Source organism: Microbulbifer bruguierae (assembly GCF_029869925.1).
In the GTDB taxonomy this organism is placed as follows: Bacteria; Pseudomonadota; Gammaproteobacteria; order Pseudomonadales; family Cellvibrionaceae; genus Microbulbifer; species Microbulbifer bruguierae.
In genome coordinates this window covers 3,546,096-3,571,995 of record NZ_CP118605.1, presented here as the reverse complement: position 1 = coordinate 3,571,995, position 25,900 = coordinate 3,546,096, and the positions used below count along the sequence as shown (strand labels likewise).

The following is a 25,900-nucleotide window of genomic DNA, read 5'->3' as shown; positions in this document are numbered from 1 at the left end:
CCTTCGATTTATCAGCACCGCCATCGTCAGAACTGGTCAGAACAGACAGTAGCGCTGCGCCAGTGGCAGTTCTACGGCGGGCTCGCAGGCAAGCAGTTTGCCGTCGGCGCGCACTTCATAGGTCTGCGGGTCCACGGTGACGTCCGGCTGCCAATCGTTCAGCAACATATCCTTTTTGGTAATGCTGCGGGTATTTTTACAGGGCGCCAGGCGGCGCTGCAGGCCGAGGGTTTCCGCCACCTTGTTGTTCATCGCCGCCTGGGAAACAAAGGTCAGCGAAGTTTTCGCCGCCGCCAGGCCAAGGGCGCCGAACATGGGGCGGTAGTGCACGGGCTGCGGTGTAGGAATAGAAGCGTTGGGGTCCCCCATGGGGGCGGCAGCGATCATGCCGCCTTTCAGAATCATGGACGGCTTGATACCAAAAAATGCCGGTTTCCATAGCACCAGATCTGCCAGCTTGCCCACTTCCACAGAACCGACTTCGTGGGCAATACCGTGGGTAATGGCCGGGTTGATGGTGTATTTGGCAACGTAGCGGCGAGCACGGAAGTTATCGGCACCGGCGGCGTCACCACTGCTGTCTTCGGGAAGATTGCCGCGCTGCACTTTCATTTTGTGTGCGGTTTGCCAGGTGCGGGTAATTACTTCACCGACCCGCCCCATGGCCTGGGAGTCCGACGCGATCATGCTGAAGGCGCCGAGGTCGTGAAAAATATCTTCCGCGGCAATGGTTTCCTTGCGGATGCGGGAATCCGCAAACGCAATATCTTCGGGAATACTGGTATCCAGATGGTGACACACCATCAGCATATCCAGATGCTCGTCTACGGTATTGACGGTGTAGGGCCGCGTTGGGTTGGTGGAGGACGGCAGTACGTTGGACGATGCACAGGCCTTGATGATATCCGGTGCGTGACCGCCGCCGGCGCCCTCGGTGTGATAGGTGTGAATGGCACGGCCCTTGAAGGCTTCGAGAGTATCGTCCACAAAGCCCGACTCGTTCAGGGTGTCCGTGTGAATCGCCACCTGCACATCGTATTTTTCGGCAACGGTCAGGCAGCAATCGATGGCCGCGGGGGTAGTACCCCAGTCCTCATGCAGCTTCAGGCCACAGGCCCCCGCTTCCAGCTGCTCTTCAAGAGCCTCCGGCAGGCTGGCATTCCCTTTGCCGAGAAACCCGAAATTCATTGGCAGGCTGTCGGTGGCCTGCAGCATCTTGCCAATATTCCACGGCCCCGGGGTACAGGTGGTGGCGTTGGTGCCAGTCGCCGGGCCGGTGCCGCCACCGATCATGGTGGTGACACCGGACATCAGCGCCTCTTCGACCTGTTGCGGACAGATGAAATGAATATGCGCATCGATGGCCCCGGCAGTGAGGATAGAACCCTCGCCGGCAATGATTTCGGTACCTGGCCCGATGACGATATCCACCCCTTCCTGCACATCCGGATTGCCCGCCTTGCCGATACCGACAATGCGCCCGTCTTTCACCCCCACATCCGCTTTCACCACCCCCCAGTGATCGAGAATCAGCGCGTTGGTGATCACCAGGTCCGGGGTTTCGGCAGATGGACGCTGGCTCTGGCCCATGCCGTCGCGGATCACCTTGCCACCGCCAAACTTCACTTCGTCACCGTAACGAGTGAAGTCCTTTTCCACTTGCAGCCAGAGCTCGGTATCCGCCAGCCGGACGCGGTCGCCGGTGGTGGGGCCGAACATCTGTGCATAGCTGTTTCTATCCATGCGGCTCACGATCTGGCCTCCCCGTCACTCTCCGTTTCCTGCGTTTCGTCCAGCGGCCCCATGACTTCGCCACGAAAACCAAACACTTCGCGTGCACCGGCGTAAGCCACCAGCTCCACCTCGCGCCCCTGGCCCGGCTCGAAACGCACCGCGGTGCCAGAAGCGATATTCAGATGAAAACCCCGCGCCAGCTTCCGTTCAAAGCGCAACGCGGGATTCACTTCATAAAAATGATAATGGGACCCTACCTGCACCGGGCGATCGCCGGTATTTTCCACCCGCAGTGTGCGGGTCTCACGGCCGGGATTGAGTTCGATGTCGCCTTTGTCCGCGGCGACCTGGATTTCTCCGGGAATCATATGTGCCTCCGCCCGCTGTTCAGGAAATTGGATTATGTACGGTAACCAGTTTGGTACCGTCGGGGAAAGTGGCCTCCACCTGCACCTCATGAATCATGTCCGCCACGCCGTCCATCACCTGTTCCGCGCGCAGGATTTCGCGGCCGTAGCCCATCAGTTCGGCCACGCTTTTGCCGTCCCGCGCACCTTCGATGATTTCCATGGTGATCAACGCCACCGCCTCGGGATAATTCAGTTTCAACCCCCGCGCCAGCCGCCGCTCCGCCAGTAGCGCAGCGGTAAACACCAGCAGCTTGTCTTTTTCTCTTGGCAGTAGTTCCATGCAAAACCCGCAGTTCTATTTCATTGAATATTCAGGTGCGCCAGATACGCGGTGCGCACGCCTCGCGTTGCAGCAACGCCGGACGCAGCAGTTCCCACAGTTCGCCAAACAGTGCGCGCACTTCAAACGCGCAGCGACCGAGGGCGCGCACCACGAGCATTTCGGAAACCAGGGTAATACCCGCAAGGCCGTGTTTGTCGTGGGCAGCCATCTGTTCCCGACACTGCTCCAGCAGCTCGGTTTCAGGCGCACGCTCGAACGGCCCGAGAACAAACAAGCCATTCACCGGCAACCTCTGCAAACCAGCACCCGCCGACAGAATGGGGCTGTTTGCAGGGGATAATGCACAACCATCCACACACAGCGACTCCACCAGCAGCGGTATTCCCTCACGAAATATTTCCAGCCGCTGCTGCAAGCGGCCGCTGGCAAATGTTTCATCGCGGGCCGGCAACCCCAGTGAAGTTATTTCCCACCCGGCAAAGTGCGCGCCGCGCGCCAGATCCACCCGGGTATACATGGCCCCATTGGCCCCCGGATAGGCAATATTTTCCAGCGGCAGCCACTCCAGGCTCGCACCGGCGGCCACCTGCAAAACCGTATTCTGACTCTGCAGCAAGCCATCACTGCGCGCCCGGTAAACCCGGCCCGCACCGGTTGTGGTCACCAGCGCACGCGCACCTGCGTCTACCCGTACCCGGATATCCAACCGATCCCCGGAAACCAGTCCACCCGGGGGGTGCAGCAGATACACATGGGCAAGATCCCGCCCCTCGGGATAAAACGGCTTCTGCACATACAGCGGCCCCGAGTGACGATTGCGCGCAAGCCGACAGCCCCGCTCCACCAGTTCGAACTGCAATTCCAGATCCGCATGCCAACGGCTTGGCCCCTCGAATTCCGGAGCGACTTCCGAAACTGGAATATCGGCAATGGCAAGTTGATTCATAGAAAACCGACAGCGCTAAACCGGCAGGCTGCTGTGCAATGTTTTACAGCACCTCGCCAGCCACCCGCGATAAAGCCCGGGCATCAGGTTGGATTAAAGGACAATGGAAACAAGATTCCCGAGGCAGCGGTATGCGTCATTTGACGTAGTCCGACGACAGGCCTTCCGCACTGAAACCGCCTTCCAAAATCAGTACACTCAATCCCGGCTCAGTACACTCCATTCCCAACAGCCTCTCTTACGCCAATAAAGCAAGGAGCACCCATGGCCCTTACCCCCTCCAGCATGATTCCCCTCGGCACCGCCATGCCTGCGTTCACCCTGCCCGATCCTGCGGGCGCGCTGACTAGCAGCAGTGATTACACCGGCAAACCGCTTCTGGTGATGTTCATCTGTAACCACTGTCCCTTCGTCAAACATATCGCCGCCGCGCTGTCCGATTTCGCCGCGGAATACATGCCCGCTGGACTCGGTATCGTCGCCATCAACAGCAACGACTTCGCCAGCTACCCGGAAGACAGTCCACAAAAAATGCAGGAGGAAGTGGCGGCGCGGGGCTACCGATTCGCCTATCTGGTGGATGAGGATCAGTCCGTGGCAAAGGCCTTTGATGCCGCCTGTACACCGGACTTTTTTCTGTTTGATGGGGAGGGGAATCTGGCCTATCGCGGCCAGTTCGACGACAGCCGGCCGGGAAATGCCGAACCGGTGAATGGAAAGGATTTACGCGGGGCGGTGGATAAGGTTCTGGCGGGGGAGAAACCCGGGGAGGATCAGATGCCTTCCATTGGCTGCAATATCAAGTGGAAGTAACCAGGCGAATACGACACTGAACAACTGAAATAAAAGTACGCGATCGCCGAGAAGGTACTGCTACCGGGTGCTGTCTTGCGAGACCTTCGAAAAAAGGGACTTTTTCGAAGAGCCCCCAGGGATGGGTTGAGGGGGGGCGCCTAGCTCGTGTCTCGCGAGACAGTACCCGGTAGTAGTACCGCCCCACAACTCGGCTAGAAAATTCGTCTTTACTACGCAGCGCTCTTCAAAAAAGCCAGCATCCACCGCGCCACAGCACTCGCGTGAATATCGTTAGTCAGGGACTCCTTGCCCTTCTCCACCATAGCATCGCCAAAGACCTCCTTGCGCAGCTCCATCAGACCTGCCGAGTAGGGCTTGGTAAATTCCGGATGGGCCTGCATGGTGAGCATGTGCTCACCAACCTGCAGCATGGCAAATGGGCAGAAATCGCTGGAAGCGATCACCTTGGTGTCCGGCGGTAGTGCGGTCACCTGATCCTGGTGGCTCACCAGCAGACTGAACTGCGCCTGCGGCTCCACCATCCACACCGGGGTCTCCTGCACCTCATAACTATGCACGCCAACCCCCCAACCCTTCTCCGACTTGCGCGCCTCGCCACCCAGCGCGTGGGCTATCAGCTGGTGGCCAAAACAGATTCCCAGGGTCGGCTTGCGGCGCTTGTGCAGCTCCCGCACAAACTCCATCAACGGCGCTATCCACGGTTGGGCATCGTACACACCGGTCTTGCTGCCGGTAATCAGGTAGGCATCCACCTCATCGATATCATCGGGGTAATGGCCGTGCTGTACCTCATAGGTGACAAATTCCAGGGCCGGATCCTGCCGCCGCAACAGCGCCGCAAACATCTCCGGGTACTCGCCAAACTCCGTCGCCAGCTGGGGACGTACATCGTCGGTTTTAAGAACGCCTATTTTCATTGCTTCACCACAATCCATCGAACACATTTACCGCAAAACTTGTGATCACATTATTATCCCGTCCCACAGGAGACGGCAACCGGCGACAGTCTGACAGCGAAACAAACGCAAAAAAATTGCTCAATAGTACGCACGGCTAGACTGAAAGTGTTGCTTCACACCCCGATGAAGTTCAAGGAGGGACCTCATGAAAGCATTCAGCCTGTCCGCCGCCATCCTCGCGGCAACCCTGGGCGCCAGTCAATGTCTGGCAGATTACGAGCAGGGCGACTTTATTGTGCGCATCGGCTGGGGTTACGTGGACCCCGATGACGACTCCGACTGGCTCGATATCGAAGGCATCGGTGAGTTGCCGGACACCCGGGTCTATGTCGACGACGGCGACAACGCCACCATCACCGGCACCTGGCTGTTTGCCGATCACTTTGGCCTCGGGCTGCTGGTGGCCTTCCCCTTCGAACACGATCTGGAAGTCGCAGGACTGCCAGATCCAATCGAACCGTTCGTTAACCCGCCACTTGGCAAGGTGGACCTCGGCAGTGTCGAGCACCTGCCGCCAACCCTCACCATCCAATGGTTCCCGGTGTGCAAGGAATCCTGGGTACAGCCCTACGTGGGCCTGGGTGTGAACTTCACCACGTTTATGGATGAAGAAGTCAGCAACGTGGCTGACGAATACTTTGCCGACGTGCTCGGCGCCGTAGGGCCGGCAGACCTGGAGCTGGACGAATCCTGGGGCCTCGCCGGCGAACTGGGTGTGGATATCATGTTCGGTCGCGACAGCAACTGGCTGTTCAACGCCGCGGTCTGGTACCTGGATATCGACAGCGACGCCACCATCGATTTCCGCGACCAGCGGGGTTTCTTCACCCGTATCAAGACCGATGTGGATATCGATCCCTGGGTCTACTCCGTCGGACTCGGATTCAAATTCTGATTCGCCACTCTTCAGCTTGAGCGGGCGTCGCTGGCGCCCGCCGAGCCCAGAGCGACGCAAAGTAGGCGCCGCAGTCGAACACTCATACGCCGCTTTACCCGTTGCTTTAGCTCTGGCAGTTTGTCTCTCTTGCCGCTATTAATTAGGCCAGACATCCCCCTTAATTTTAAAATGACGTGATAAACGACTGGCGTGGCCTCAAAAATCGTCTTTCTCATCATTTCTAATGTATTATTTCGCGCCAACTGATTGTTTTTTGGCCGTCCGGCGCGCCCAGGAGAAATAATGACAACATCCGCTACTCCCAGTGAAACCCCGTCAGCCAGCGACGGCAAGAAAACGGCCTTCAGCCGCTTCCTCGACACGGTGGAATGGCTCGGCAATCTCCTGCCCCACCCGATTACGCTGTTCGCGATGTTCGCCCTGGGCGTGGTAGTCCTGAGCGGTGTCACTTCCTATTTCGGCCTCTCGGTCGTGGACCCCCGTCCCGAAGGCGCCGCCGGCCGCTCCGCAGACGGCATTATCCAGGTGGTAAACCTGTTGTCCGGCGAGGGGCTCAGGACCATCGTCACCACCCTGGTCACCAACTTCACCGGCTTCGCGCCCCTCGGCACGGTGCTGGTGGCACTGCTGGGTGTCGGTATCGCCGAGCACTCGGGGCTGCTCTCTGCCGCGGTACGCGGCCTGGTGTTGCAGGCCTCGAAACGCACTGTCACTGTGATCGTGGTTTTCGCCGGCATCATTTCCAATACCGCGTCGGAGCTGGGCTATGTGGTGCTGATTCCCATGGCGGCGATGATCTTCCACTCCCTCGGCCGCCACCCGCTGGCGGGCCTGGCTGCGGCTTTTGCCGGGGTGTCCGGCGGTTACAGCGCCAACCTGTTCCTCGGCACCGTGGACCCGCTGCTGTCCGGTATCACCGAATCCGCCGCGCATATGATCGACCCTACCTATGTGGTCGGCCCTGAAGTGAACTGGTTCTTTATGATCGCCAGCACCTTCCTGATCACCGCCGTGGGCAGCTGGGTAACCCTGGCGATCGTCGAGCCGAAGCTCGGCACTTACGACAAGAGCGAGGCCGCTGTAGACCTGTCCCAGGACAAGATGAGCACCCTTGATGACGACGAGAAGCGCGGCCTCAAATATGCGGGTCTTGCGGTGCTCGGGGTCTGTGGTTTACTGGCGCTCACCATCGTCCCCGAGTGGGGTGTGCTGCGCAACCAGACCACTGGTGAGGTTGCCGGTTCGCCATTCCTGAAGGGTATTGTGGCCCTGATTGTGGTGTTCTTCGCGGTACCAGGCTTCGTCTATGGCAAGGTCGTGGGCACCATGAAAAACGACCGCGATGTGATCAATGCGATGTCGAAGAGCATGAGCACCATGGGCATGTATATCGTGCTGGTGTTCTTCGCGGCGCAGTTTGTGGCCTTCTTCAAGATGACCAACCTCGGCACCATCTTTGCGGTACTGGGTGCCGAAGCGCTACAGAGCATCGGTCTCACCGGCCCGATTCTGTTCTTCTTCTTTATCCTGATGTGCGGTGTGGTGAACCTGAGCCTGGGCAGCGCCTCGGCCCAGTGGGCGGTGACTGCACCGATCTTTGTACCCATGCTGATGCTGCTGGGCTATGCCCCGGAAGTAATCCAGGCGGCCTACCGGATCGGTGACTCCGTAACCAATATCATCACCCCGATGATGAGTTACTTTGGCCTGATCGTGTCGTTTGCCACGCGCTACAAGAAAGACCTGGGGATTGGGACCTTGATTGCCACCATGATTCCCTACTCCATCTTCTTCTTTGTCGGATGGACTGCGTTGTTCTTCCTGTGGGTATTTGTGGCCGGGTTGCCGGTTGGCCCTGGGGCGGCGACTTACTTCTCTATGCAATAAAGAACTCCGTTAAAACGGAAGAAACCGCGCCCCGGCGCGGTTTTTTTATGTCTGTACCACGGCAAAACGCGTATCCAGCAACGCCAACCTCCGGTTTATTTTCACACCTCACCCTGTACAATCGGCCAGACCAAAATAACAAACGGCCTGACAGTCCCCCGACTGCGATGATGAAGGAGTACCCCCCTAGTGAAAGTAAACAAATTACACTCGGCCCTGCTGGCACTGTTCCTTGGTTCCAGTGCAGGCCATGCGCAGAACCCTCTGGATTTCGGCAGCGATATCAAAACCGCCGACCCCTCCGCGCACGTGTGGCAGGACGGCAAGATGTACCTCTACACCTCCCACGACGAGGAGTGCCAGGAAGACTTCTGGATGAAGAACTGGCATGTGTTCTCCTCGGAGGATCTGGTGAACTGGCAAGACCACGGAGCAGTGCTGTCGGTGGATGACCTCAGCTGGGCAGACAATTACGCCTGGGCCCCGGACGCCGCCTACAAGAACGGCAAGTACTACCTGGTGTTCCCCGCCGGTAACGGCCACAAAGACCGGGTCAACCCCAAAAACAGCACCAAATGGATGGGTATCGGCATCGCGGTCAGCGACTCGCCCACAGGCCCGTTTAAAGATGCGATCGGCGGCCCCCTCTGGCGCGAGCCCTATGCCAATGATCCCGCACTGTTTATCGACGATGACGACAAGGCTTACCTGTACTTTCACGGCACCAAATTCGATTACTACGTCGCCGAAATGGCCGACGACATGCGGAGCGTGAAAGGCGATTTCCAGAAGATGGATATGGGCGGCTACGAGCCGAAAATGGAAGGGCCCTGGGTATTCAAGCGGGACGGCAAATACTACTTCACCATGCCGGAAAACAACCGCAGCCTGGCCTATTACATGTCCGACTCACCCACCGGCCCGTGGGAATACAAGGGCATCTTCATGGACGAGGAACACAACAGCAATAACCACCATTCCATTGTCGAGTACAAGGGACAGTGGTTGCTGTTCTATCACCGCTGGCTGCAGTCACCGGTATCCAGCTGTGAACAACGTCAGCGCTACACCGCTGCCGAATATCTGTACTTCAACGACGACGGCACCATCAAAAAAGTCGAGCGCACGGATAAAGGCGTTGCCGATTTCGCTGACCGGATCAAAACCACCTGGAAGGCCAACTAAGGCTTACCCTGGCACCGCCGGCAGGCCGGTGGTGCTTTCACTCGGCGCTCTTACGAGCGAGCTTTTTCAGAAACACCCCGATCTCCCGCTCCACCTGCACATCCCCCTTTTGGCGCGCGACTTCCAGACCCGCGGTAAACGCCGATCTGGCCGCCTCGTCACTCCCCAACGCCATTTCACTGCGCCCGAGCAGCTTCCACGCCGCAGAGTGGTCCGGCATTTGCTTGACACATACCCGCAGGTGCTCCGCCGCCAGCGCGAAGGCCTTTTCATTAAACAGCGCACTGCCGAGTCCAAAGCGCAAAAGCGGCGAGTCCTTGCCCGCCTGTAACTGGGCTTGAAGGCGCTCGATGATAGGATTGGTCATGGGGTATTTTCTCCTTTTCGCGTTAGACTCGTGGCTTGCATTACGGTTGCACCCGGCAGCCCACAACTACAACCACAACCAATACCCAGGCAACGAACCACAACAATAAACGACCGAACGACAGGAAACTCACGTGAAACATACACTGCTCGCCCTTACTATTGCCGCATCCGCAGTCGCTGGTAGCTCTTTCGCCAGTGCCTCGACCGATGCCGACAAATATCTGCAACAGACCGAAAGCAAGGTGATCGAATGGCGCCGTCACCTGCACCAGAATCCTGAACTGGGAAACCGCGAGTTCGAGACCGCCAAATATATCACCGCGCACCTTAAATCCCTTGGCATGGAAGTGGAGACCGGCATCGCCCACACCGGGGTCGTGGGTTTTCTGAAAGGCGGACTGCCCGGCCCCACCGTGGCCCTGCGCGCTGATATGGACGCGCTACCAGTCACCGAGCAGGTAGATATTCCCTTCGCCTCCAAAGCCAAGACCGAATACAACGGCGAAACCGTGGGCGTGATGCACGCCTGCGGCCACGACACCCACGTCGCCATGCTGATGGGCGCCGCCCAGGTACTCGCGGATATGCGCGACGAACTGGCCGGTAATGTACTCTTCATCTTCCAGCCTGCAGAAGAAGGCGCACCGGATGGTGAAGAGGGCGGTGCGGAATTGATGCTGGAAGAAGGACTGTTCAAAAAATACAAACCGGCCGTAGCTTTCGGCCAGCATGTGAGCTCGGGCCTGCCCGCCGGCGTGATCGGCTATCGCTCGGGCCCTTTGATGGCGAGCTCCGATGAATTTCGCATCAACGTCAAAGGTCGCCAGACCCACGGCTCCCGCCCATGGGGCGGTGTCGACCCGATCACCGCCGCTGCACAGATCATCATGGGCACTCAGACCATCGTTAGCCGGCAGATCGATATCACCAAGGAACCCGCGGTGGTTTCCTTCGGCAAGATCGACGGTGGTGTGCGCAACAATATCATCCCCGATAGCGTGTACCTGAACGGCACCATACGTAATTTCGATATGGATAACCGCCAGGAAATTTTCAAACGTCTTAAAGTCACCGCGGAAAATATCGCCACCAGCACCGGCGCTATCGCGGAAGTGGAAATTCTGGAAGGATATCCCGTAACCAGCAACGATCCCGGATTGACCGAAGCCGCACTACCCGCGCTGAAAGCCGCGGCTGGTGCAGACAAAGTACTTATCGTCCCGAAAGTTACTGGAGCCGAGGATTTTTCGTTCTTCGCCAATGAAATCCCCGGTTTTTATTACTTCCTTGGAGTAACCCCGAAAGGCACCGACGCTGCAACCGCCGCCAGCAATCACTCCCCACGCTTTTATGTGGATGAAAGTGCGCTGAAGGTCGGTACCAAGGCAATTACCCAATTGACGCTGAATTATTTTGACAGTCAGTCAAAACAGTAAGCATCAAAACGGCCAGAAATGAAAAAACCTGAATCGACCGGGCAGCACTTTTCACTAATAGAAAGTAGTGCCTGGTTGATTCAGGTTTTGCCGTACCCCAAAAATGCAACAATCCACGGAAACCGCAGCCAACCACTGACTTTTACACCGCTTATTCGCTGAGCTTCAGAATGACTTGACGTCAGTCAGAACCAAAAACTTTCTCAAAGGTACCCTTAATCATTCCGTCAATTACGCCACCAACTATTCCGCCAATCAAATTATCTTTTATAGATTGACTCTTTCTTTGCTCATCCAACGTCCTTTGATCCAGCATTTTATCCCGAGGCGTTTTCCCCAGATCCCGGACATCTTCGCTGCTATGAGTTACATAGGCATCCGGACTTCCAGACCAAAGATCTGCATACAGCATATCTTCCTGAGTTGCACATCCTGTTGCAGCCACACCAACGAAAAGATAAAAAACCATTATCAACTTAGTTTTCATATTCACTCAAAAATACAGTTAATCCATAACGCATACAGACAGAAGGGAGAAAAGCCAGGAACCTTTCCCAGATTTTTCAGGAGGGCTGCGCAACTTTGTCTTCCACGCCTAACAAGCCAATCCCTATTGTGGTCCCGAGAATCACTTGCAGTGGAACGGATACAACAAATACAATTTTGAACCACACAGGTAAAGTAGCGAGAGGTACCAAAGCTGCAAAGACATCAATCGTCAGGCCTAATACACATATAGCAAAAATTACTACCCAAGGAACTTTTCGGTAAACGGTTATGGCGACTATAGGTGCAAACAGGCCCGCAATAAAGGTAGAACTCAACATAGCAATCTTCTGAATGGGCTCAACAGGAAGATTGCCCGGCCCCCAGCTAATTCCGGCAAAATTCCATAGTTTCGTAATCACTAATTGAACAACGAAGACAGAGACTACAGAGATTAAAAATAACAAAAACAGTGCTATTGCTTTTTTCATGCACCCCCCCGATGCTGATTCCACAGTTCGCTTATCTAATGAATCATTAGACGCTTCTCGAAAGAATGCCCATTGCTTCACTGAGTCGGCTTTGCCACATCAACCTACATCTCGACCCCGCCTACCAAAAGTCCGCCAAATTCAAATAATGAAAAAACAAAAAACCATTAACTCCAAGAACCAACAACATGAAACTTAACACTTAAGAAACCTGATGCGCGAACAGGGAATATCACGCCGGCGCGACCTATTAGTTAGCATTAGGTTGATAGCCTGGGGAAAAAAAACTGAAGCGAAGATCCAGGTTCGATTCTCCCTTAATTTCTTATCGACCTAGATATACTCAGAACTTAAATCCAACATTTAGATCCAGGTACAAATCATATTCCCGCTTTGTCATCTCCATGGACCCTCTTGAATAGGTCTCCTTGACGTCTCCAACACTACCGCCAAGAGATAAATTCCATCCAGATTTCCAGAGCCACTGATAACCCCCACCTATCCCGTAGGATTTCCTTTGCCTTTCCTGGAAATAAATACCTTCTTCATAGTCATCGAAGTCATCTTGAGTTCGATCATATAGATACACCCCTAGATATGGGGAGTTCTCATCTTCACGAAAATATCTTTTCAGGGAAACAGAAAGTGGCGTTCCGAATCCGATTGCCCACTTATTTTTCTGAATTTCAAGACCCAGGATTCCTGTAAATGGTGAAGAACCAAACTTTACATTGTATTCAATTTTATTGTTCTTTTTATCTTCATCGTGAGATTCCTGAGCAATTGCATTAATACAGACTGCCACTAAAAAAATTGCAAAAACGGACTTCACTAACAGATTCCTTATAAATCAAATATGGATAAATCTCGACCATAACACCGCGCTTTGTGTATTAAATCCACAGGCTTCATCCCTGGCGGCTTTAATTTTCATACTTCTCTGGGCAGTAAACGTTGCTTGGCCTACAAACCTCTTTCGTCGCTTTATTTTCGATCACATCGAAAAATGTATTCGCAAAAAATGAACACGATTGTATCGACAATACCAGGGAAAAAATTGACATAACTTTCATTATTTTTTTAGTCATACTTAGATCAACTCCACTATTACGATCTTGAGTGGTTGTAGTATGGGTAAAAAAATCTGCCTATAAAATATCCTACGATCAATCACACAGACGCATCAGCTCCTGCATTGGCAATCATTGATTTCAAAGTGGAATCCCCTTCTAAAAATGGTCTTACCCACGATGATTAGATTCCCTAACCACTCCTAGTTGCGCGAAAACGGGACCGCAGCGATCCGAGTAAGACGTTTATCGCGTTGGCTGTACTTGTTGCTTTTATTGTTAGCTTTTTGACCTTCTAAGAGGCTCATTCTGATGCAAGAATCTTGTGAAGGTGTCACTGGGTCGATCAATGCCACAGGCCGTTAGCAGCATGCCGATATTGCCGCGGTGATACGTACCGTGAATCACCAGATGATTAAGAATTTCACGAATTGACATAGATCCACTATCTCCATCAGTGAATGTGAATTCAATTTCCTTATTCATTGATGATTCATCCAGGCTCTTTACATACTGAACAAGCCAACTATCCGAAAAACTCAAGTTTTCGCGCAACTCATCTATAGTGGGAGTTTCTTTTGTATTGGTTGAACTAAAAGGATGTGGTTCACCCCTTAGATGCCCGATAAAAATTTGGTCGACGACATAAGTATGGTTTAAAAGCCGAACTGCCATTACCCATTGCTCAGGATGTTCATCTCTAGAAATCTGACCGATCTTTTCTAGAATCTCTATATTTGCCCAAGCTTTATACAGAAATTGATTTTCCACATCACTCTCCGAAGTCCTAGAATCATAACTCCGCCGGCACGGGCAGCTTACCTTGTGCGTATTTTGCACGAAAATGGGCGCGCAGCGATCCGGCCACAACGTGCTCTGGGTGAGCAGCCCCACGAAGGGCCGAAAACCCGCAGCGAATTGCCCACCTTCTTAGCTGACAACACTACGCTGTAACCTCTCATGACCACCCGAAGCGATTTCTTCGAATACCATATCCAATTTTGGGAAAACCTCCCACCTATCGCACCTTAAATTGCTCGCGATACGATCTACAACCTGTAGCTCCAATTTTTCCACTCGCTTACCTTTCCATAATTTATCGGATAGCGCGATTAAAAGCTCTTCCAATGAGCACTCCATTTCGTTCCAGCGAGCATGAGACATACAAACGCGAGCTAATTTATTGGAAGCACCTTTTTCAAGAAGGATACGCTCTCCTTCCGGTTCATGCTCCGAACCGGGACCACACAACTCGTTTGTATAAATGATTTTCCCAACATCGTGTATGACTACGCCCACACGAATAAATTCTGGATCAATATTTACCCCCAGCGCACCTAACGCTTCTATGAGCATATCGGCTGCCTCACCCACCAAAGATACGTGAGTTTTTAGATGTTCTGGAGCTACTAGTGATTCTAGAAATTCATATGCTTCTTTTCTTGAACTAAGCACATTACTCCCTTAGGCAGTTAACTCCCGGTTAGGGACGACTGGAGCGCAGCGTGTCGCCCAGCCTTGTATTTCGCGGCGACTACCACCGATTGTTATGTGGGTCACTAGAAGCGACCCAAAAGATAAGCCACGAAGTATCCTACTGCCAACCAATTACACAGCGAGGCTAATAAAAAAAGTTTGCGTTTCCTTAAAAAACCCCAAATGTGACGATATTCAAAGGCCAAAAAATATCCAACTACATCTAAGATAGCAGGAGGCCAAAATAGAGATTTTTCGCCGCCGAGAAACACATATTCCTTTGGTTGATTCTTCTTAAGCTCATCCATGGCAAGCCCAGTTGATATCAAGGAGATTCCCCAAAGTATAAGAACAGCTAACATGGCCATTTCTTCACTTAACGAGACTGTAGAAAAACATTTCCAAGAAAAATAGTTTCTACAGCACTCCTTCTTTAATATTGATCCGACAAATATCGACCAGGACCATTTGAAATATTCAACTATTGTGCGTACAGACCACGATCCCTCTGTGATAAGTCGATATTCTCTCAGTTACCTTCCTATCGATCCGTAATTGGCAATTTTTTCGATGTTATGCACCATACAGTACAATTGCCATTGGCCTTGCACCTTATTTTTTCCTCGCAAGGAGAACCGATTCAGTCCTTTTTGCGTACCGATATTGGCAAACACCGGCTCAACCACTGACATGCGATGGCCATAGACCTGTTTGCCATACCGACTGTCCACCCGCCGTTGCATCCAGCGCATCGGTGAATGGCGAGTATTTATCGTAAACGATACTTGCCGCCCATGACCTTCCCGGGTATCAGGTGATTCGGGGTTGCGCATGCACTCATGCTTGCGCGGACAGTGACGGCAATCGGTCAGATTGCCTTCGAAGTAGAGCTTCTGCTTACCGTATTCATCGATGGTCTCATGGTATAACCACAGCAACTTACCTTCCGGGCACCAGCACAGCTTATTTTCACTATCCAGCTTAAACTCTGCTGCGGGTATGATCGGTTTGACGCCCTTTACTGTATCGCGGTGACGCTTGCCATGCTTGGCTTTCTGGCCCGTGAACTTAGGGTCCCGCGAGCGGAACCGGTTGTCCGGTACATAGGCGTTATAGCCTTCTTCTTTCAGCCAGGCGTAATTGGCTTCGTTGGCAAAACCGGTGTCTGCAGTGATAACTACGTCCTCGCCAACGAGGTCTACGTCAATGCCGCTTCTTTTATAGTGATTCTGAACACCTTCAATAATAGGCTTCAGAGCATGGTGCTCCTGACCTTCACCAAAGGCCTGGGCGTCCACAATAACCTGGTGCTTTTTGTCGACCGCTGCCACACCGTTATACCCCTGAATGGTGCCTTTGCTGGTGGTCATTTTGGCCGACTCGTTGTCGGTGATATTACTCTTTACTTCTTTTGGCCGCTTTCCCTGCCCCATCCTTGGGGCGGCGGTCTTTAGGAACTGGTCGATCTTGTGGAAGTGCTTGCCTAGTGTGTTGATGGCTTGCTCCACCTGATCTTTACGTTCTCTATCCCTGGGTTTTCGCCGGTCAAGCTTCTGATGTTCTCGCATACACTGCTTGATCTGGCGATATATTTTGTCGCGTTTTTGCGCCAACACTTCCAGTGTGCCTGAGTGTTCCTTCGAGGCATTGGAGGCGATCTTGCAGCCATCAATGGCAATCAGTTCATGGCCGATCAGGCCTTCTTGATCGCACACCAACAGCACCTGCTCAAACACATTGGCGATGGCATCGGGGTAACTGCTGATAAAACTGGCAATGGACGTAAAGTGGGGAACGGTATCGCAGGACAGGGCCTTAAACAGGATGTTGTGCTCACATTCCCACTGAATATCGCGGCTGGAGCGCACACCATGGTAGTAGGCGAAGAGAATAATCTTCAGCAGAATTGCCGGGTCGTAGGCGGTGCGACCACCAGCGTCATTATTGTATTTATCGTAGAAAGCTGACAGATCGATGTGGTTTTCGATCAGCTGGTGCAAGGTAAACTCGAAGGTACCCGGGCGGATCTGTTGCTCAAAATCCACAACCACCATGGCATTTTCGGCGTAGCTGTACTTTTTAAAGTTCGGCATGACAACAATCCTTTGTGCGATGCCAGATTTTATCGAAAAACGTCGGGAATCGGGAGTTTTTCTACAGTTTCAACGCCCGGTTTAGGGGCGGCTGGAGCGTAACGCAAGCCGTCCCAGCCGCGACTTTCGCGGCGATTACAACCGATTGTTAGGGCGTAGGATTATTTGCTTCGTTCTTATACTGCGTTCTAAATTCGTCAAAAGCTCTCAAAAAGCGTGGATCGCAATCTATTTTTGGAACCAGCCAACGCCTACCCAAGTGATCAGTTTCAAAGCTGTAGAGAATCTCCCTCTCTTGTAACTTTGGCTCCACTCGCAATGCAAAAGAAGTAGCTTCGACTCTACAGTTCGTATACTTCCGCTCGCGTGCTCCATAGATAGATATTGCAGAAAATATAGCTACAAAAAATATTGCCGTCGCAATTCTATTTCTGACTGTCACGCTCATAGCCCTAACAGTTTTATTCATACGCCTTAGGCATTTGTTCATATGGCTCGTGTTCAATGACACTAAAATCCCCGCGAACACAAACCCGCTTAAAAAATCAAATAGTGACCAATTTAAAGATTTTTTTCTATAACCAAAAGATGCCCATGGCTTTTGTTCTCCTGACTCCCCATTGGCATTCGTGTTCTCTATTATTCTTTGGGAATCAGTAAGTTAGCTCATCCAACTCCGTGCACACAAGCCACTGGCTCCTGAATATGCATTTCCCATGTCCTTATGACCAGAAATACACAATTGGCCTAGCTTCAATGCTATTACCCCACAACCATAGACATAAAAAAAGCGAGCCCCATGCAGGGCTCGCTTTTTATGTGCTGAACGGATAGAACAGCAACGGATCAATGATCGCCTTTTCGCGGTTTTAAATTACGCGCTTTCCGGACGACGCTGCGGACGCCGGCGACGGCTCGGCTGGGAGCGGTTTTCGCTCTGGCCATCGTTGCTGCGGCTGCGATTCTGGCCGCCGGAGCGATTGTCATTGCGCCCGTTTCCATTGCGGCCCTCGCCGCCATTACCTGAACGGTTGCCCTGGCTATTGCCGGAACGGTTGCCTGACGCATTGCCATTTGGCTTGCTGCGCCCGTCACCACCACGACGTACCTGGCTTCCCTTACCGACCTTGCCGTTGGATTCGGGCAATTGATGATCCGGCTCAAAGCCTTCAACTTCTTCGCGTTCGATCGGCTTCTGGATCAGCCGTTCGATATCGCGCAATTGCTTGATTTCATCCGCTGATACCAGGGAAACCGCCTGCCCGCTGGCGCCGGCACGGCCGGTACGGCCGATACGGTGAACGTAATCTTCCGGCACATTGGGCAGATCGAAATTCACCACCTGGGGCAGCTGGTCGATATCGATACCGCGCGCAGCGATATCTGTGGCCACCAGAATCTGTACCTTGCCACTTTTGAAATCTGCCAGTGCCTTGGTGCGTGCGTTCTGGCTCTTGTTGCCGTGAATGGCCGCTGCAGAAATCTTGTCTTTTTCCAGCTGTTGCGCAAGGCGGTTGGCACCGTGCTTGGTACGGCTGAATACCAGCGCCTGGTGCCAGCCGTTCTCACGGATCAGGTGACTCAGCAGTGCGGTCTTGCGGGACTTGTCCACCGGGTGCAGCTTCTGACGCACGGTCTTGGTGGTACTGTTGCGCGGGCTTACGTCGATTTCTACCGGGTCGTTGACCAGTCCCTTGGCCAGCGCGCGAATTTCCGGGGAGAAGGTCGCGGAAAACAGCAGGTTCTGGCGCTTGGCCGGCAATACGCGCAGGACTTTTTTGATGTCGTGGATAAAACCCATGTCGAGCATGCGGTCGGCTTCGTCCAGTACCAGGGTTTCCAGGAGATCGAACTTGATTGCGCGCTGGTTATACAGGTCCAGCAGACGCCCGGGGGTAGCCACCAGAATGTCGGCGCCGCCGCGCAGTCGCATCATTTGCGGGTTGATCTTGACTCCGCCAAACACCACCGAGTGGCGCATGGGCAGGTGCTGACTGTAGCTCTGCACATTGTCGAATACCTGCGCAGCCAGTTCCCGGGTCGGCGTCAGGACCAGGGCACGCACCTGGTTGTTACGCGCGCGCTCGCCGGCAGCCAGGCGGTGCAGTAGCGGCAGGGTAAAACCAGCGGTCTTGCCGGTACCGGTTTGTGCCGCGGCCATAACATCGCCGCCCCGCATTACCACCGGAATGGCCTGTTCCTGAATCGGGGTGGGTTGGGTGTAGCCCTGCTCCGCTACGGCGCGGGCGATTTCCGGCGCGAGGCCGAGATCTTCAAATAACATAGAATGTCTTTCTTGAGCGCGGCCGCTGCGGTGTTGCATTGGCTCGCCGGTTGAGTCCGTACGCCTTAATCAAACGCCCCGAAACCGCATCGAGAAAACAGGGTCGAGAGTTTTCTGTGCGGATTGGGTCTGGCTGTAAAAAAGTACGTTCGGACAGTATCAGCCCGCAGAACCTCGGCCCTTCGGGCGCATGTTCCACGGCATAAATTTGGGTAGCCGCCAGAGGCAGTAGCCGAAAATTCCAATCCGGCCCGGTGCGGCATTCAGTAGAGATGACTCAGACACACTGATGAGTACAGTGTTCCAGAAATGAGCTGGAAATCATTCCAGCCTACAGATGACGCAACTGGCGTTAGCGCCAGCCGCGGCACTATACCACAGTGGTGCAGACTGCCCAGTTTTAAATATCCACCAGTGCTGTTATTGCGTTCTGCTACCGGGTAGCCACTCTTCCCCAGTGAAACCTTTGGGCCTCACTTCCGGGACCGTAGTCTTGGGGTACGGTTGCAGCGCAAATGCAGCCCGGATTTGGCACCTGTTCAGCCAACAAGCATATAAGGCATATATACCCGTGCGAGGTATCGCCCCAGCAACGCTTCGCGGTGCTTACTGGCGGCGAATATTCGAGTTACGGTAATCGGGGAGGATATCAGTATGACCGGCACGACGGAGAAAGGGTCCACGTGGCCCGGCGAAACATATACGTTGCACGACGGGCGCCAGGTGCTCATACGCCCGGTCAAAGACACCGATGGCGAGCTTGAAAAGGCGCTGGTAGAGGGTCTCTCCGCTGACTCCAGCCGTATGCGCTTTCTCGGAGGTATCGGTCAGGTCAGTCGGCAGCTGATGAAAATACTTTCCGATAACGATTCCCAGCACGAGGCGTTTATCGCTCTTGCCCGGGATGAAGAAAGTGGGCGTGGGGAGTATGCCGTCGGCGTAGCCAACTTCGCTTGCGATCCTGATGGGCACTCCTGCGAGTGTGCGGTGGTCGTAGCGGACGACTGGCAGAACGCGGGCCTGGGGAAACACCTTCTACAGGAGCTGGTTGACGCGGCCAAGCAGGATGGACTGGATGAGATTTATTCCATTGAGTCTGCCGGTAACAATGCGATTGACCATCTGGCAAGGGAGCTCGGATTTGCCTGCACATCCGATCCCCGCGATTACACCATGGTGCGCTACAGCCTGAACCTGCACTGACGGAAGACCAGCGGGTGAAGGTCAACATTTTCCGACGACGAACCAGTAAGGAGCAGGGCGGAAACCTCCCCCTGTTTCCGGTCACGCCCGCCCGCTAGATTGTCAAATTGTTGACATTCTCACCCTTTCCAACTTCCCTAGAATGCTCCCAGCGATGCGCCCCGACTATCTGGGCTATATACAAAGATCTAATAATAATTTCCGGAGGTTCCCATGGAATCCAGCCCCTTGATCTCTATCGGTCTACCGATCTCCCTGTTCATTATCATGATCGGTATCGGAATGACCCTGACCGCGCGGGATTTTCACCAGGTCACCGTTAAGCCCACAGGGCTGATCGCCGGTACCATCACGCAGATTCTGCTGATGCCGATGGCGGCGTTTGCGCTGGCGTGGGCACTGCAATTACCACCCGCGATGGCGGTGGGGCTTGTGATCATCGCCGCCTGCCCCGGCGGCACCACGTCCAACCTATTTACCCTGCTTGCCCGTGGCAACGTCGCACTCTCCATCGTACTCACGGTTTCCGCCAGTATGATCACTATCATGAGCCTGCCAGTGTTCGCCAACTATGCCCTGGGGGTCTATTTCGGCACCCAGCAGGAAATCCAGTTACCGTTCGGCAAAACGGTACTGATGCTGTCACTGATCGTGCTGCTGCCGGTAGCCATCGGCATGGGCATTCGCGCGATACAACCAGCCCTGGCGGCGCGTGCGGAAAGTCTGGTCAGCGTATTTGGCGGGCTGGTGTTGGCGGTACTGATTGTGGGAATCGTGTACGGTATTCGCGACCGCTTTCTCGACCTGCTGATACAGGCGGGCCCGGCCACCGTTTCCCTTAACCTGCTCGGTATCGGCCTCGGCTTCCTGAGCATGAAACTGGCGGGGCTCGGCAAACGTGAGGGCCTTGCCATCGCCACGGAACTGGGCATCAAGAACGGTACCCTGGGATTGATGGTTACCCTGACGCTGCTGCAGTCCAGCGACATGTCGATTCCTTCCGCCATCTATGGCGTGATCATGTTTCCCATCGGCTTTCTGCTGGTTGCCCTGGGGCGTCGGATTGTGAAGATCGACGCGCGCGAAGGAAGTGCCACAAACAGTGCCGTTCCGACGGGTGAAGCGGGCTGAGCTATCAAGTCTCACTAATAACCCGGTATAACGACATCTCCAAGCGACGGGCCGGGTCAATCCAGCCCGTCAACATACGCCTGCAGGCGCGCGGGATCGAAAATGGTCACGCGCCCGTACTGGAATTCGATCAGCCCCTGGGCCTCGATATTTTTCAGTACCCGATGCACTCCCTGGCGGGTCATACCCATCATGTTCGCCAGTAGTTCCCGGGTCAGCGCAAAGCTCACGGCAGGGCCTTCGCTCTCTGTGCGATTGTGCATATGCGCCAGAAACAGCAAGCGGCGCCCGATGCGCGCCTCGGTACCCCGCAGTACATCGTCCTGAATCACCGACATTGCCGACCAAAGGCGGCGGCTGACCTGATCCAGCGCCACCGGGTAACCCTCGGGAAAACGCTGCAGTAGTGCCCGCAGACCGTCCCCGGAAATTTCCACCACCCGACAGTCGTCGTGGGCGGTTGCACCAAATACCCGCGGCATGCCCGGGGAAAACACCGTGTCCCCGAACCAGGCCCCCACATCGAGGATGGCGAGAATCGCTTCGCGCCCGCTGGCGTTGCTGGAACAGATACGCACCCGCCCGGAAGCAATGATGCACAGGTTACTTTGCACCGATGCCGGGAGATAAATGATCTCTCCCGCCGCGTAGCTGCGGCTGCGGCAGAGGTCAACCAGCTCCCGTTTGGCGGCGTCACCAAGCCCCCCCAGCAGGGGACAGGCGCCAAGAATGGATAGGGTGTCGCTCATCCCGCAAGTCTCACCAAAAGTGTAAAAAAATTGACAGTCATTGCCGGCAACCGCTTTCTAGAATGAGCGCGAAGCATAACAACAAGCGAATGATGGAGAGAACATCATGCAGCACAACCTGAATGACCTGCCCTCCCTCGAGGGAAAAGTAAGCGCGGAAGAATGGCAACTGCGCGTCGACCTGGCCGCAGCCTACCGCCTGATCGCCCACTACGGCTGGGACGAAATCGTCTTCACTCACTTGTCGGTACGCATCCCCGGCCCCGAGCACCACTTCCTGATCAACCCCTTCGGTGCGCTGTTCGAGGAGATCACGGCCTCCAGCCTGGTGAAGATCGACGTCAACGGCGAAAAAGTCGATGACAGCCCCTTCCCGGTCAACCCCGCCGGTTTCACGATTCACAGCGCCATTCACGAAGCCCGTGAAGACGCCCAGTGTGTAATGCATACCCACACGGTCGAAGGTGTCGCGGTCGCCGCCCACAGTGAGGGTCTGCTGCCACTGTCGCAGCAATCGCTGTTCCCGCTGTCCAGTCTCGCCTACCACGATTACGAAGGTATCGCGGTGCGCGAGGACGAAAAAGCCCGGCTGGTGCGCGACCTGGGCAATGCCAACTACATGATCCTGCGCAATCACGGCCTGCTCACGTGTGGCCCGACGGTAGCTGACACCTTCCTGTTTATGTATCTGCTGCAAAAAGCCTGTGAAATCCAGGTCGCCGCACTCGCTGGCAATCGCCCGCTGACACCGGTACCGCAACCGATCATCGACAAGATCGTCAGCGAAGGTAACAAGGTTACCAGCAGCAAGGGCGGTCTGATTGCCTGGCCCGCGCTGCTGCGCAAGCTCGACCGCATCGATCCAGGCTTCCGCCGCTAATTTCCTTTTACAACGCTTTGCGAGAATAAGAACCATGGAACAGATCTGCGAACCACAAGCCACCTTTACCCATATGGAAAACGGCAGTGCGGAAGACTGGAAGTGTATTGCCGATGCCTTCGGCCCCTTTGCCAGAGAGCTGCCACAACGCATTATGGCGCACCTGCAATTACTGGAAGGCGACTGCGGCGGTTTTCCGGTGGACCGCCTGACCCACTGCCTGCAAACCGCTACCCTCGCCTATCGCGACGGCAAGAACGAGGAGTATGTCGTGTGTGCGCTGCTGCACGATATCGGAGACACCCTCGGCAGCTACAACCATGCAGACGTGGCAGCAGTGTTGCTGGAGCCCTTTGTCAGTGAAGCCAATCACTGGATGATCAAGCACCACGCGATTTTCCAGGGATATTATTTTTTCCAGTATTTGGGAATGGACCGGAACCTGCGCGACCAGTACCGCGACCACGAACACTTTGCCCGCACCCTGGAATTTATCGAGAAATACGACGCACCTGCGTTTGATGCAGAGGGCGAGACATTACCGCTGTCGTTCTTTGCGCCGATGATCGAACGGGTTTTTGCCAAGCCAAAGAAATCCCTGTACCAGAAAGCCCTTGATCAGGACGGGGAAGCCGCGGCCTGAACAGGATCTCTGCACTCTTCTGCGTGCACCTGCTGTCAGTGACGTTTCGTCGATAGCCAGTATCCAAAAACAAGAGAGCCCCGCAACAGCTGCGGGGCTCTCTTGTTATTACCTGGACAAACTTTCCGCGGACGCTGTTGCTACCACAGCCCGCTTAAACCAGGCGCTGCGTGTAAAGTGCGAGCAACCGGTCCCATGCCTTTTCTGCCTGTTCGCGGTTGTAGGCCATCGAATCCGGTGGGCACCAGCCGTGCATGGCGCCTTCATAAACCTCGATTTCCGCCTGTCCCCCAGACACATCAAACGCGTTGCGCAGGACGACTTTGGCCTGCGGCTGCCGCGCATCATCGTTTTCCGCGATGGCCACCAGAAAGCCCGCCTTGATCTTCGGCACCAACCGGTGCGGACTGTCTGCCGCATCCGTAACCAGACCACCGCCGTGGAAGGATGCGCCGGCACCGATACGCCCCGGCATGTCCGCCGCCAGGCGGAAGGCGTAAGAACCGGTCATGCAGTAACCCTGGGTTCCGGCTTTCTTATTCACATCTACCGACGGCTGCTGGTCCAAAAAAGCCATAAATGCACGGCCATCGGTAACACAGGTCTGCGGCGACAGGGTACCGGCCAACTCGCGACCCTTGGGAAATATTTTTTCGCGCAATTCCGGACCGATCACTTTGGCATCATCGGGCACCAACTGCCCCTTCATGGATCGATAATAGGGATTTACCACCAGCACCGTGTAACCGGACTGCGCCAGGCGCTTGCCCATTTGCCGAAATGCAGGGCGGATACCAAATATATCCGGCCACAGAATGACTGCCGGATGCCGTCCCTTGGCCGGATGCACCAGATAGCAGTCCGCTTCGCCATCGGGCGTTGTCACCATAACGTCACTTTCGACCATGTCCTGCGCCTGTGCGGATATCGGCAACGCCGCAGCCAGCGCCACGCCCAGCCCGACCCGGCCAAAATCCCGCCGCGAGAGTCCTTGGGCCAGAAAATAGGTTTCCGCATCTTTACTGTTCAGTTCATCACACATTACGCTCTCCCCCTGAGATTTCAGTGACCGGTCGATGAACCCATGTTATAGCTGGCATGGTTTCACAGGGCATAGTTTCACAGATAGGGAAACGCTTCACTGAAACGCTTACCCGTCGTCACAACAGAATAACGCAGACTACGACCACAATGAAAATCCTTCGCCAACGTGCCAACGCCCTAAACCTGTTCCCTCTGCTTACCCTGCTCACCTTGTGCGCCCTGCCCGCTGACGCCCAGCAGACGATTACCGCCGACCATCCACAGCTGCTCTACACCGGGCGCATCGATTTTGAAAACAAACAATCCCCCAGGCTATCGTGGCCGGGAAGCTCGGTGCGCGCCAACTTCACTGGCACTACTCTGAGCGTGCTACTGGACGATGACAAAGGGCAAAATTTTTACAACGTGATCGTAGATGGCAATACTCAGCACCCCTATGTGTTGCAGGCCAAGGCAGGACAACACCAGTACGAAATCTCCCGCGCGCTGGATCCCGGTATCCACAGTGTCGAAATCTATAAACGCACCGAAGGCGAAAATGGTGCAACCGCTTTCAATGGGCTGGTTCTGGCGGATAGCGGCAAACTGTTGCCGGCACCGAAACGAGCTGTGCGGCGCATGGAAATTTTCGGGGATTCGATCAGTTGCGCCATGGGCAACGAGGGCGCGGACAACGGTGCGGACCACCTGGCGGCAGAAGAAAATCACTACTGGTCCTACGGCGCTGTGGCCGCTCGGAAGTTGAATACTGAACTGCACACCATCTGCAAGAGCGGTATCGGCATCATGGTCAGCTGGTTCCCCTTTACCATGCCTGAGTACTACGACCAGTTGAACGGCGACAGCAATAACGACAGCCAGTGGGATTTCAATCGCTGGACGCCGGATGTGGTGGTCATCAACCTGTTACAGAATGACAGCTGGCTGATAGACCGCGAGCAGCGTCTGCACCCATCACCATCGGATACGCAGCGAGTGGAGGCCTACGTGAAATTTGTGCGCAGTATTCGCAGCCGCTATCCGCACGCAACAATCATCTGTGCCCTCGGCAGTATGGATGCCACAGCCACAGAAAAATGGCCGGACTATATTCGCGAAGCCGTGGCCGAGATGCGCGCCGAGTTCAACGACAAAAATTTGCACCATATTTTCTTCGACTACACCGGCTACGGTCAGCATCCACGCGTCGCGCAGCATGTGGCCAACGGCGAAAAACTTGCCGTATTTATTCGCGAAAAAATGGATTGGTAAAAGGGCCTCATAGGGAAAAATAAAACTAAAGACGCACGAACCCTGCGGCCCGACCAACGGGTCCCCGAATATCTTTTCGGCTCAGGTTTTGGTGTGATCTTAGCGATAGCCACAATCGTCGGAGCCAACAAACACGTTCGAAAAATCACCTATACTTTTTTGAGTCGACCCATTCG

General features: G+C 54.7%; 26 protein-coding genes. 10 read left to right on the top strand and 16 right to left on the bottom strand.

Annotated elements, in window-relative coordinates:
- Window positions 1-36: 36 nt before the first annotated feature.
- Genes ureC through PVT68_RS14825 form a run of 4 tightly spaced genes read right to left on the bottom strand, consistent with a single transcriptional unit; the run spans window position 37 to window position 3,373 of the window.
- Entirely contained in the window at window positions 37-1,752 is a 1,716-nt protein-coding gene (gene ureC, locus PVT68_RS14840; protein ID WP_280319335.1) for an urease subunit alpha, read from the bottom strand.
- Window positions 1,749-2,102: an urease subunit beta gene (locus tag PVT68_RS14835; protein ID WP_280319333.1), complete on the bottom strand. Its 354-nt coding sequence runs from the start codon at window positions 2,100-2,102 to the stop codon at window positions 1,749-1,751. Before PVT68_RS14835 ends, ureC begins: the two co-directional genes overlap by 4 nt.
- 19 nt (window positions 2,103-2,121) lie before the next feature.
- Window positions 2,122-2,424 (bottom strand): urease subunit gamma, encoded by a 303-nt coding sequence (locus PVT68_RS14830; protein ID WP_280319330.1) that lies wholly within the window; start codon window positions 2,422-2,424, stop codon window positions 2,122-2,124.
- A gap of 31 nt (window positions 2,425-2,455) precedes the next feature.
- The gene (locus PVT68_RS14825) at window positions 2,456-3,373 is read right to left on the bottom strand and encodes an urease accessory protein UreD (protein ID WP_280319328.1); all 918 of its coding nucleotides are present in this window, start codon (window positions 3,371-3,373) and stop codon (window positions 2,456-2,458) included.
- Window positions 3,374-3,637: 264 nt separating this feature from the next.
- Here PVT68_RS14825 and PVT68_RS14820 point away from each other — a divergent pair, with 264 nt between their 5' ends.
- Window positions 3,638-4,186, top strand: coding sequence for a thioredoxin family protein (locus PVT68_RS14820; protein ID WP_280319326.1), 549 nt, complete (start codon window positions 3,638-3,640; stop codon window positions 4,184-4,186).
- Window positions 4,187-4,398: 212 nt separating this feature from the next.
- Here the strand turns inward: PVT68_RS14820 and PVT68_RS14815 are convergent, their stop codons facing one another.
- Window positions 4,399-5,106, bottom strand: a complete 708-nt coding sequence (locus PVT68_RS14815) for a glutamine amidotransferase-related protein (RefSeq protein ID WP_280319324.1) — start codon at window positions 5,104-5,106, stop codon at window positions 4,399-4,401.
- A gap of 187 nt (window positions 5,107-5,293) precedes the next feature.
- On the opposite strand from PVT68_RS14815, the gene PVT68_RS14810 reads away from it, so the two are divergent.
- The 3 genes from PVT68_RS14810 (at window position 5,294) to PVT68_RS14800 (ending at window position 9,118) form a co-directional block, all read left to right on the top strand.
- Complete coding sequence (locus PVT68_RS14810; protein WP_280319322.1) at window positions 5,294-6,043, top strand: OmpW/AlkL family protein; 750 nt, start codon at window positions 5,294-5,296, stop codon at window positions 6,041-6,043.
- Between the two features lie 285 nt (window positions 6,044-6,328).
- A complete protein-coding gene (locus PVT68_RS14805; protein WP_280319320.1) occupies window positions 6,329-7,933 on the top strand; it encodes an AbgT family transporter in 1,605 nt (534 codons plus the stop codon).
- 189 nt (window positions 7,934-8,122) lie between these two features.
- Window positions 8,123-9,118 carry a family 43 glycosylhydrolase gene (locus PVT68_RS14800; protein ID WP_280319319.1) on the top strand — a complete coding sequence of 332 codons (996 nt, stop codon included), beginning with the start codon at window positions 8,123-8,125 and terminating at the stop codon, window positions 9,116-9,118.
- 37 nt (window positions 9,119-9,155) lie between these two features.
- On the opposite strand, the gene PVT68_RS14795 is transcribed toward PVT68_RS14800, so the two are convergent.
- Entirely contained in the window at window positions 9,156-9,485 is a 330-nt protein-coding gene (locus tag PVT68_RS14795) for a hypothetical protein (protein WP_280319318.1), read from the bottom strand.
- A gap of 133 nt (window positions 9,486-9,618) precedes the next feature.
- Here PVT68_RS14795 and PVT68_RS14790 point away from each other — a divergent pair, with 133 nt between their 5' ends.
- The gene (locus PVT68_RS14790) at window positions 9,619-10,923 is read left to right on the top strand and encodes an amidohydrolase (RefSeq protein ID WP_280319317.1); all 1,305 of its coding nucleotides are present in this window, start codon (window positions 9,619-9,621) and stop codon (window positions 10,921-10,923) included.
- Between the two features lie 181 nt (window positions 10,924-11,104).
- Here the strand turns inward: PVT68_RS14790 and PVT68_RS14785 are convergent, their stop codons facing one another.
- From PVT68_RS14785 to PVT68_RS14750, 8 genes are all read right to left on the bottom strand, one after another.
- On the bottom strand, window positions 11,105-11,410 hold the full coding sequence (locus PVT68_RS14785; protein WP_280319316.1) for a hypothetical protein: 306 nt from the start codon (window positions 11,408-11,410) through the stop codon (window positions 11,105-11,107).
- A 76-nt stretch (window positions 11,411-11,486) separates the two neighbouring features.
- Entirely contained in the window at window positions 11,487-11,900 is a 414-nt protein-coding gene (locus PVT68_RS14780) for a hypothetical protein (RefSeq protein ID WP_280319315.1), read from the bottom strand.
- Window positions 11,901-12,243: 343 nt separating this feature from the next.
- Complete coding sequence (locus PVT68_RS14775; protein WP_280319314.1) at window positions 12,244-12,732, bottom strand: hypothetical protein; 489 nt, start codon at window positions 12,730-12,732, stop codon at window positions 12,244-12,246.
- Window positions 12,733-13,249: 517 nt separating this feature from the next.
- Window positions 13,250-13,741, bottom strand: coding sequence for a DinB family protein (locus PVT68_RS14770; RefSeq protein ID WP_280319313.1), 492 nt, complete (start codon window positions 13,739-13,741; stop codon window positions 13,250-13,252).
- Window positions 13,742-13,900: 159 nt separating this feature from the next.
- Window positions 13,901-14,425, bottom strand: coding sequence for an HD domain-containing protein (locus PVT68_RS14765; protein WP_280319312.1), 525 nt, complete (start codon window positions 14,423-14,425; stop codon window positions 13,901-13,903).
- Between the two features lie 104 nt (window positions 14,426-14,529).
- Window positions 14,530-14,808, bottom strand: a complete 279-nt coding sequence (locus PVT68_RS14760) for a hypothetical protein (RefSeq protein WP_280319311.1) — start codon at window positions 14,806-14,808, stop codon at window positions 14,530-14,532.
- A gap of 171 nt (window positions 14,809-14,979) precedes the next feature.
- The gene (locus PVT68_RS14755) at window positions 14,980-16,539 is read right to left on the bottom strand and encodes an IS1182 family transposase (RefSeq protein ID WP_280319309.1); all 1,560 of its coding nucleotides are present in this window, start codon (window positions 16,537-16,539) and stop codon (window positions 14,980-14,982) included.
- Window positions 16,540-17,413: 874 nt separating this feature from the next.
- Window positions 17,414-18,823 carry a DEAD/DEAH box helicase gene (locus tag PVT68_RS14750; RefSeq protein ID WP_280319307.1) on the bottom strand — a complete coding sequence of 470 codons (1,410 nt, stop codon included), beginning with the start codon at window positions 18,821-18,823 and terminating at the stop codon, window positions 17,414-17,416.
- Between the two features lie 654 nt (window positions 18,824-19,477).
- Between PVT68_RS14750 and PVT68_RS14745 the strand changes: the two genes are divergently transcribed.
- Together PVT68_RS14745 and PVT68_RS14740 are read left to right on the top strand one after the other, a co-directional pair.
- Complete coding sequence (locus PVT68_RS14745) at window positions 19,478-20,026, top strand: GNAT family N-acetyltransferase (protein WP_280319305.1); 549 nt, start codon at window positions 19,478-19,480, stop codon at window positions 20,024-20,026.
- A 213-nt stretch (window positions 20,027-20,239) separates the two neighbouring features.
- Entirely contained in the window at window positions 20,240-21,157 is a 918-nt protein-coding gene (locus PVT68_RS14740; protein ID WP_280319303.1) for a bile acid:sodium symporter family protein, read from the top strand.
- Between the two features lie 56 nt (window positions 21,158-21,213).
- On the opposite strand, the gene PVT68_RS14735 is transcribed toward PVT68_RS14740, so the two are convergent.
- On the bottom strand, window positions 21,214-21,906 hold the full coding sequence (locus PVT68_RS14735) for a Crp/Fnr family transcriptional regulator (protein ID WP_280319301.1): 693 nt from the start codon (window positions 21,904-21,906) through the stop codon (window positions 21,214-21,216).
- A 106-nt stretch (window positions 21,907-22,012) separates the two neighbouring features.
- On the opposite strand from PVT68_RS14735, the gene PVT68_RS14730 reads away from it, so the two are divergent.
- Window positions 22,013-22,786, top strand: a complete 774-nt coding sequence (locus PVT68_RS14730) for a class II aldolase/adducin family protein (protein WP_280319299.1) — start codon at window positions 22,013-22,015, stop codon at window positions 22,784-22,786.
- Window positions 22,787-22,820: 34 nt separating this feature from the next.
- Window positions 22,821-23,429, top strand: a complete 609-nt coding sequence (locus PVT68_RS14725) for an HD domain-containing protein (protein ID WP_280319297.1) — start codon at window positions 22,821-22,823, stop codon at window positions 23,427-23,429.
- Window positions 23,430-23,583: 154 nt separating this feature from the next.
- Here the strand turns inward: PVT68_RS14725 and PVT68_RS14720 are convergent, their stop codons facing one another.
- Window positions 23,584-24,471 (bottom strand): dienelactone hydrolase family protein, encoded by an 888-nt coding sequence (locus tag PVT68_RS14720; protein ID WP_280319295.1) that lies wholly within the window; start codon window positions 24,469-24,471, stop codon window positions 23,584-23,586.
- 149 nt (window positions 24,472-24,620) lie between these two features.
- Here PVT68_RS14720 and PVT68_RS14715 point away from each other — a divergent pair, with 149 nt between their 5' ends.
- Window positions 24,621-25,724 (top strand): SGNH/GDSL hydrolase family protein, encoded by a 1,104-nt coding sequence (locus PVT68_RS14715; RefSeq protein WP_280319293.1) that lies wholly within the window; start codon window positions 24,621-24,623, stop codon window positions 25,722-25,724.
- Window positions 25,725-25,900: the final 176 nt, after the last annotated feature.

What these genes read in the sequence shown, in the direction of transcription:
- PVT68_RS14835 (WP_280319333.1), bottom strand. Translation starts at nt 2,102, where the DNA reads ATGATTCCCGGAGAAATCCAGGTCGCCGCGGACAAAGGCGACATCGAA.
- PVT68_RS14830 (WP_280319330.1), bottom strand. Translation starts at nt 2,424, where the DNA reads ATGGAACTACTGCCAAGAGAAAAAGACAAGCTGCTGGTGTTTACCGCT.
- PVT68_RS14825 (WP_280319328.1), bottom strand. Translation starts at nt 3,373, where the DNA reads ATGAATCAACTTGCCATTGCCGATATTCCAGTTTCGGAAGTCGCTCCG.
- PVT68_RS14820 (WP_280319326.1), top strand. Translation starts at nt 3,638, where the DNA reads ATGGCCCTTACCCCCTCCAGCATGATTCCCCTCGGCACCGCCATGCCT.
- PVT68_RS14815 (WP_280319324.1), bottom strand. Translation starts at nt 5,106, where the DNA reads ATGAAAATAGGCGTTCTTAAAACCGACGATGTACGTCCCCAGCTGGCG.
- PVT68_RS14810 (WP_280319322.1), top strand. Translation starts at nt 5,294, where the DNA reads ATGAAAGCATTCAGCCTGTCCGCCGCCATCCTCGCGGCAACCCTGGGC.
- PVT68_RS14805 (WP_280319320.1), top strand. Translation starts at nt 6,329, where the DNA reads ATGACAACATCCGCTACTCCCAGTGAAACCCCGTCAGCCAGCGACGGC.
- PVT68_RS14795 (WP_280319318.1), bottom strand. Translation starts at nt 9,485, where the DNA reads ATGACCAATCCTATCATCGAGCGCCTTCAAGCCCAGTTACAGGCGGGC.
- PVT68_RS14785 (WP_280319316.1), bottom strand. Translation starts at nt 11,410, where the DNA reads ATGAAAACTAAGTTGATAATGGTTTTTTATCTTTTCGTTGGTGTGGCT.
- PVT68_RS14780 (WP_280319315.1), bottom strand. Translation starts at nt 11,900, where the DNA reads ATGAAAAAAGCAATAGCACTGTTTTTGTTATTTTTAATCTCTGTAGTC.
- PVT68_RS14760 (WP_280319311.1), bottom strand. Translation starts at nt 14,808, where the DNA reads ATGTTAGCTGTTCTTATACTTTGGGGAATCTCCTTGATATCAACTGGG.
- PVT68_RS14755 (WP_280319309.1), bottom strand. Translation starts at nt 16,539, where the DNA reads ATGCCGAACTTTAAAAAGTACAGCTACGCCGAAAATGCCATGGTGGTT.
- PVT68_RS14750 (WP_280319307.1), bottom strand. Translation starts at nt 18,823, where the DNA reads ATGTTATTTGAAGATCTCGGCCTCGCGCCGGAAATCGCCCGCGCCGTA.
- PVT68_RS14745 (WP_280319305.1), top strand. Translation starts at nt 19,478, where the DNA reads ATGACCGGCACGACGGAGAAAGGGTCCACGTGGCCCGGCGAAACATAT.
- PVT68_RS14740 (WP_280319303.1), top strand. Translation starts at nt 20,240, where the DNA reads ATGGAATCCAGCCCCTTGATCTCTATCGGTCTACCGATCTCCCTGTTC.
- PVT68_RS14735 (WP_280319301.1), bottom strand. Translation starts at nt 21,906, where the DNA reads ATGAGCGACACCCTATCCATTCTTGGCGCCTGTCCCCTGCTGGGGGGG.
- PVT68_RS14730 (WP_280319299.1), top strand. Translation starts at nt 22,013, where the DNA reads ATGCAGCACAACCTGAATGACCTGCCCTCCCTCGAGGGAAAAGTAAGC.
- PVT68_RS14725 (WP_280319297.1), top strand. Translation starts at nt 22,821, where the DNA reads ATGGAACAGATCTGCGAACCACAAGCCACCTTTACCCATATGGAAAAC.
- PVT68_RS14720 (WP_280319295.1), bottom strand. Translation starts at nt 24,471, where the DNA reads ATGTGTGATGAACTGAACAGTAAAGATGCGGAAACCTATTTTCTGGCC.
- PVT68_RS14715 (WP_280319293.1), top strand. Translation starts at nt 24,621, where the DNA reads ATGAAAATCCTTCGCCAACGTGCCAACGCCCTAAACCTGTTCCCTCTG.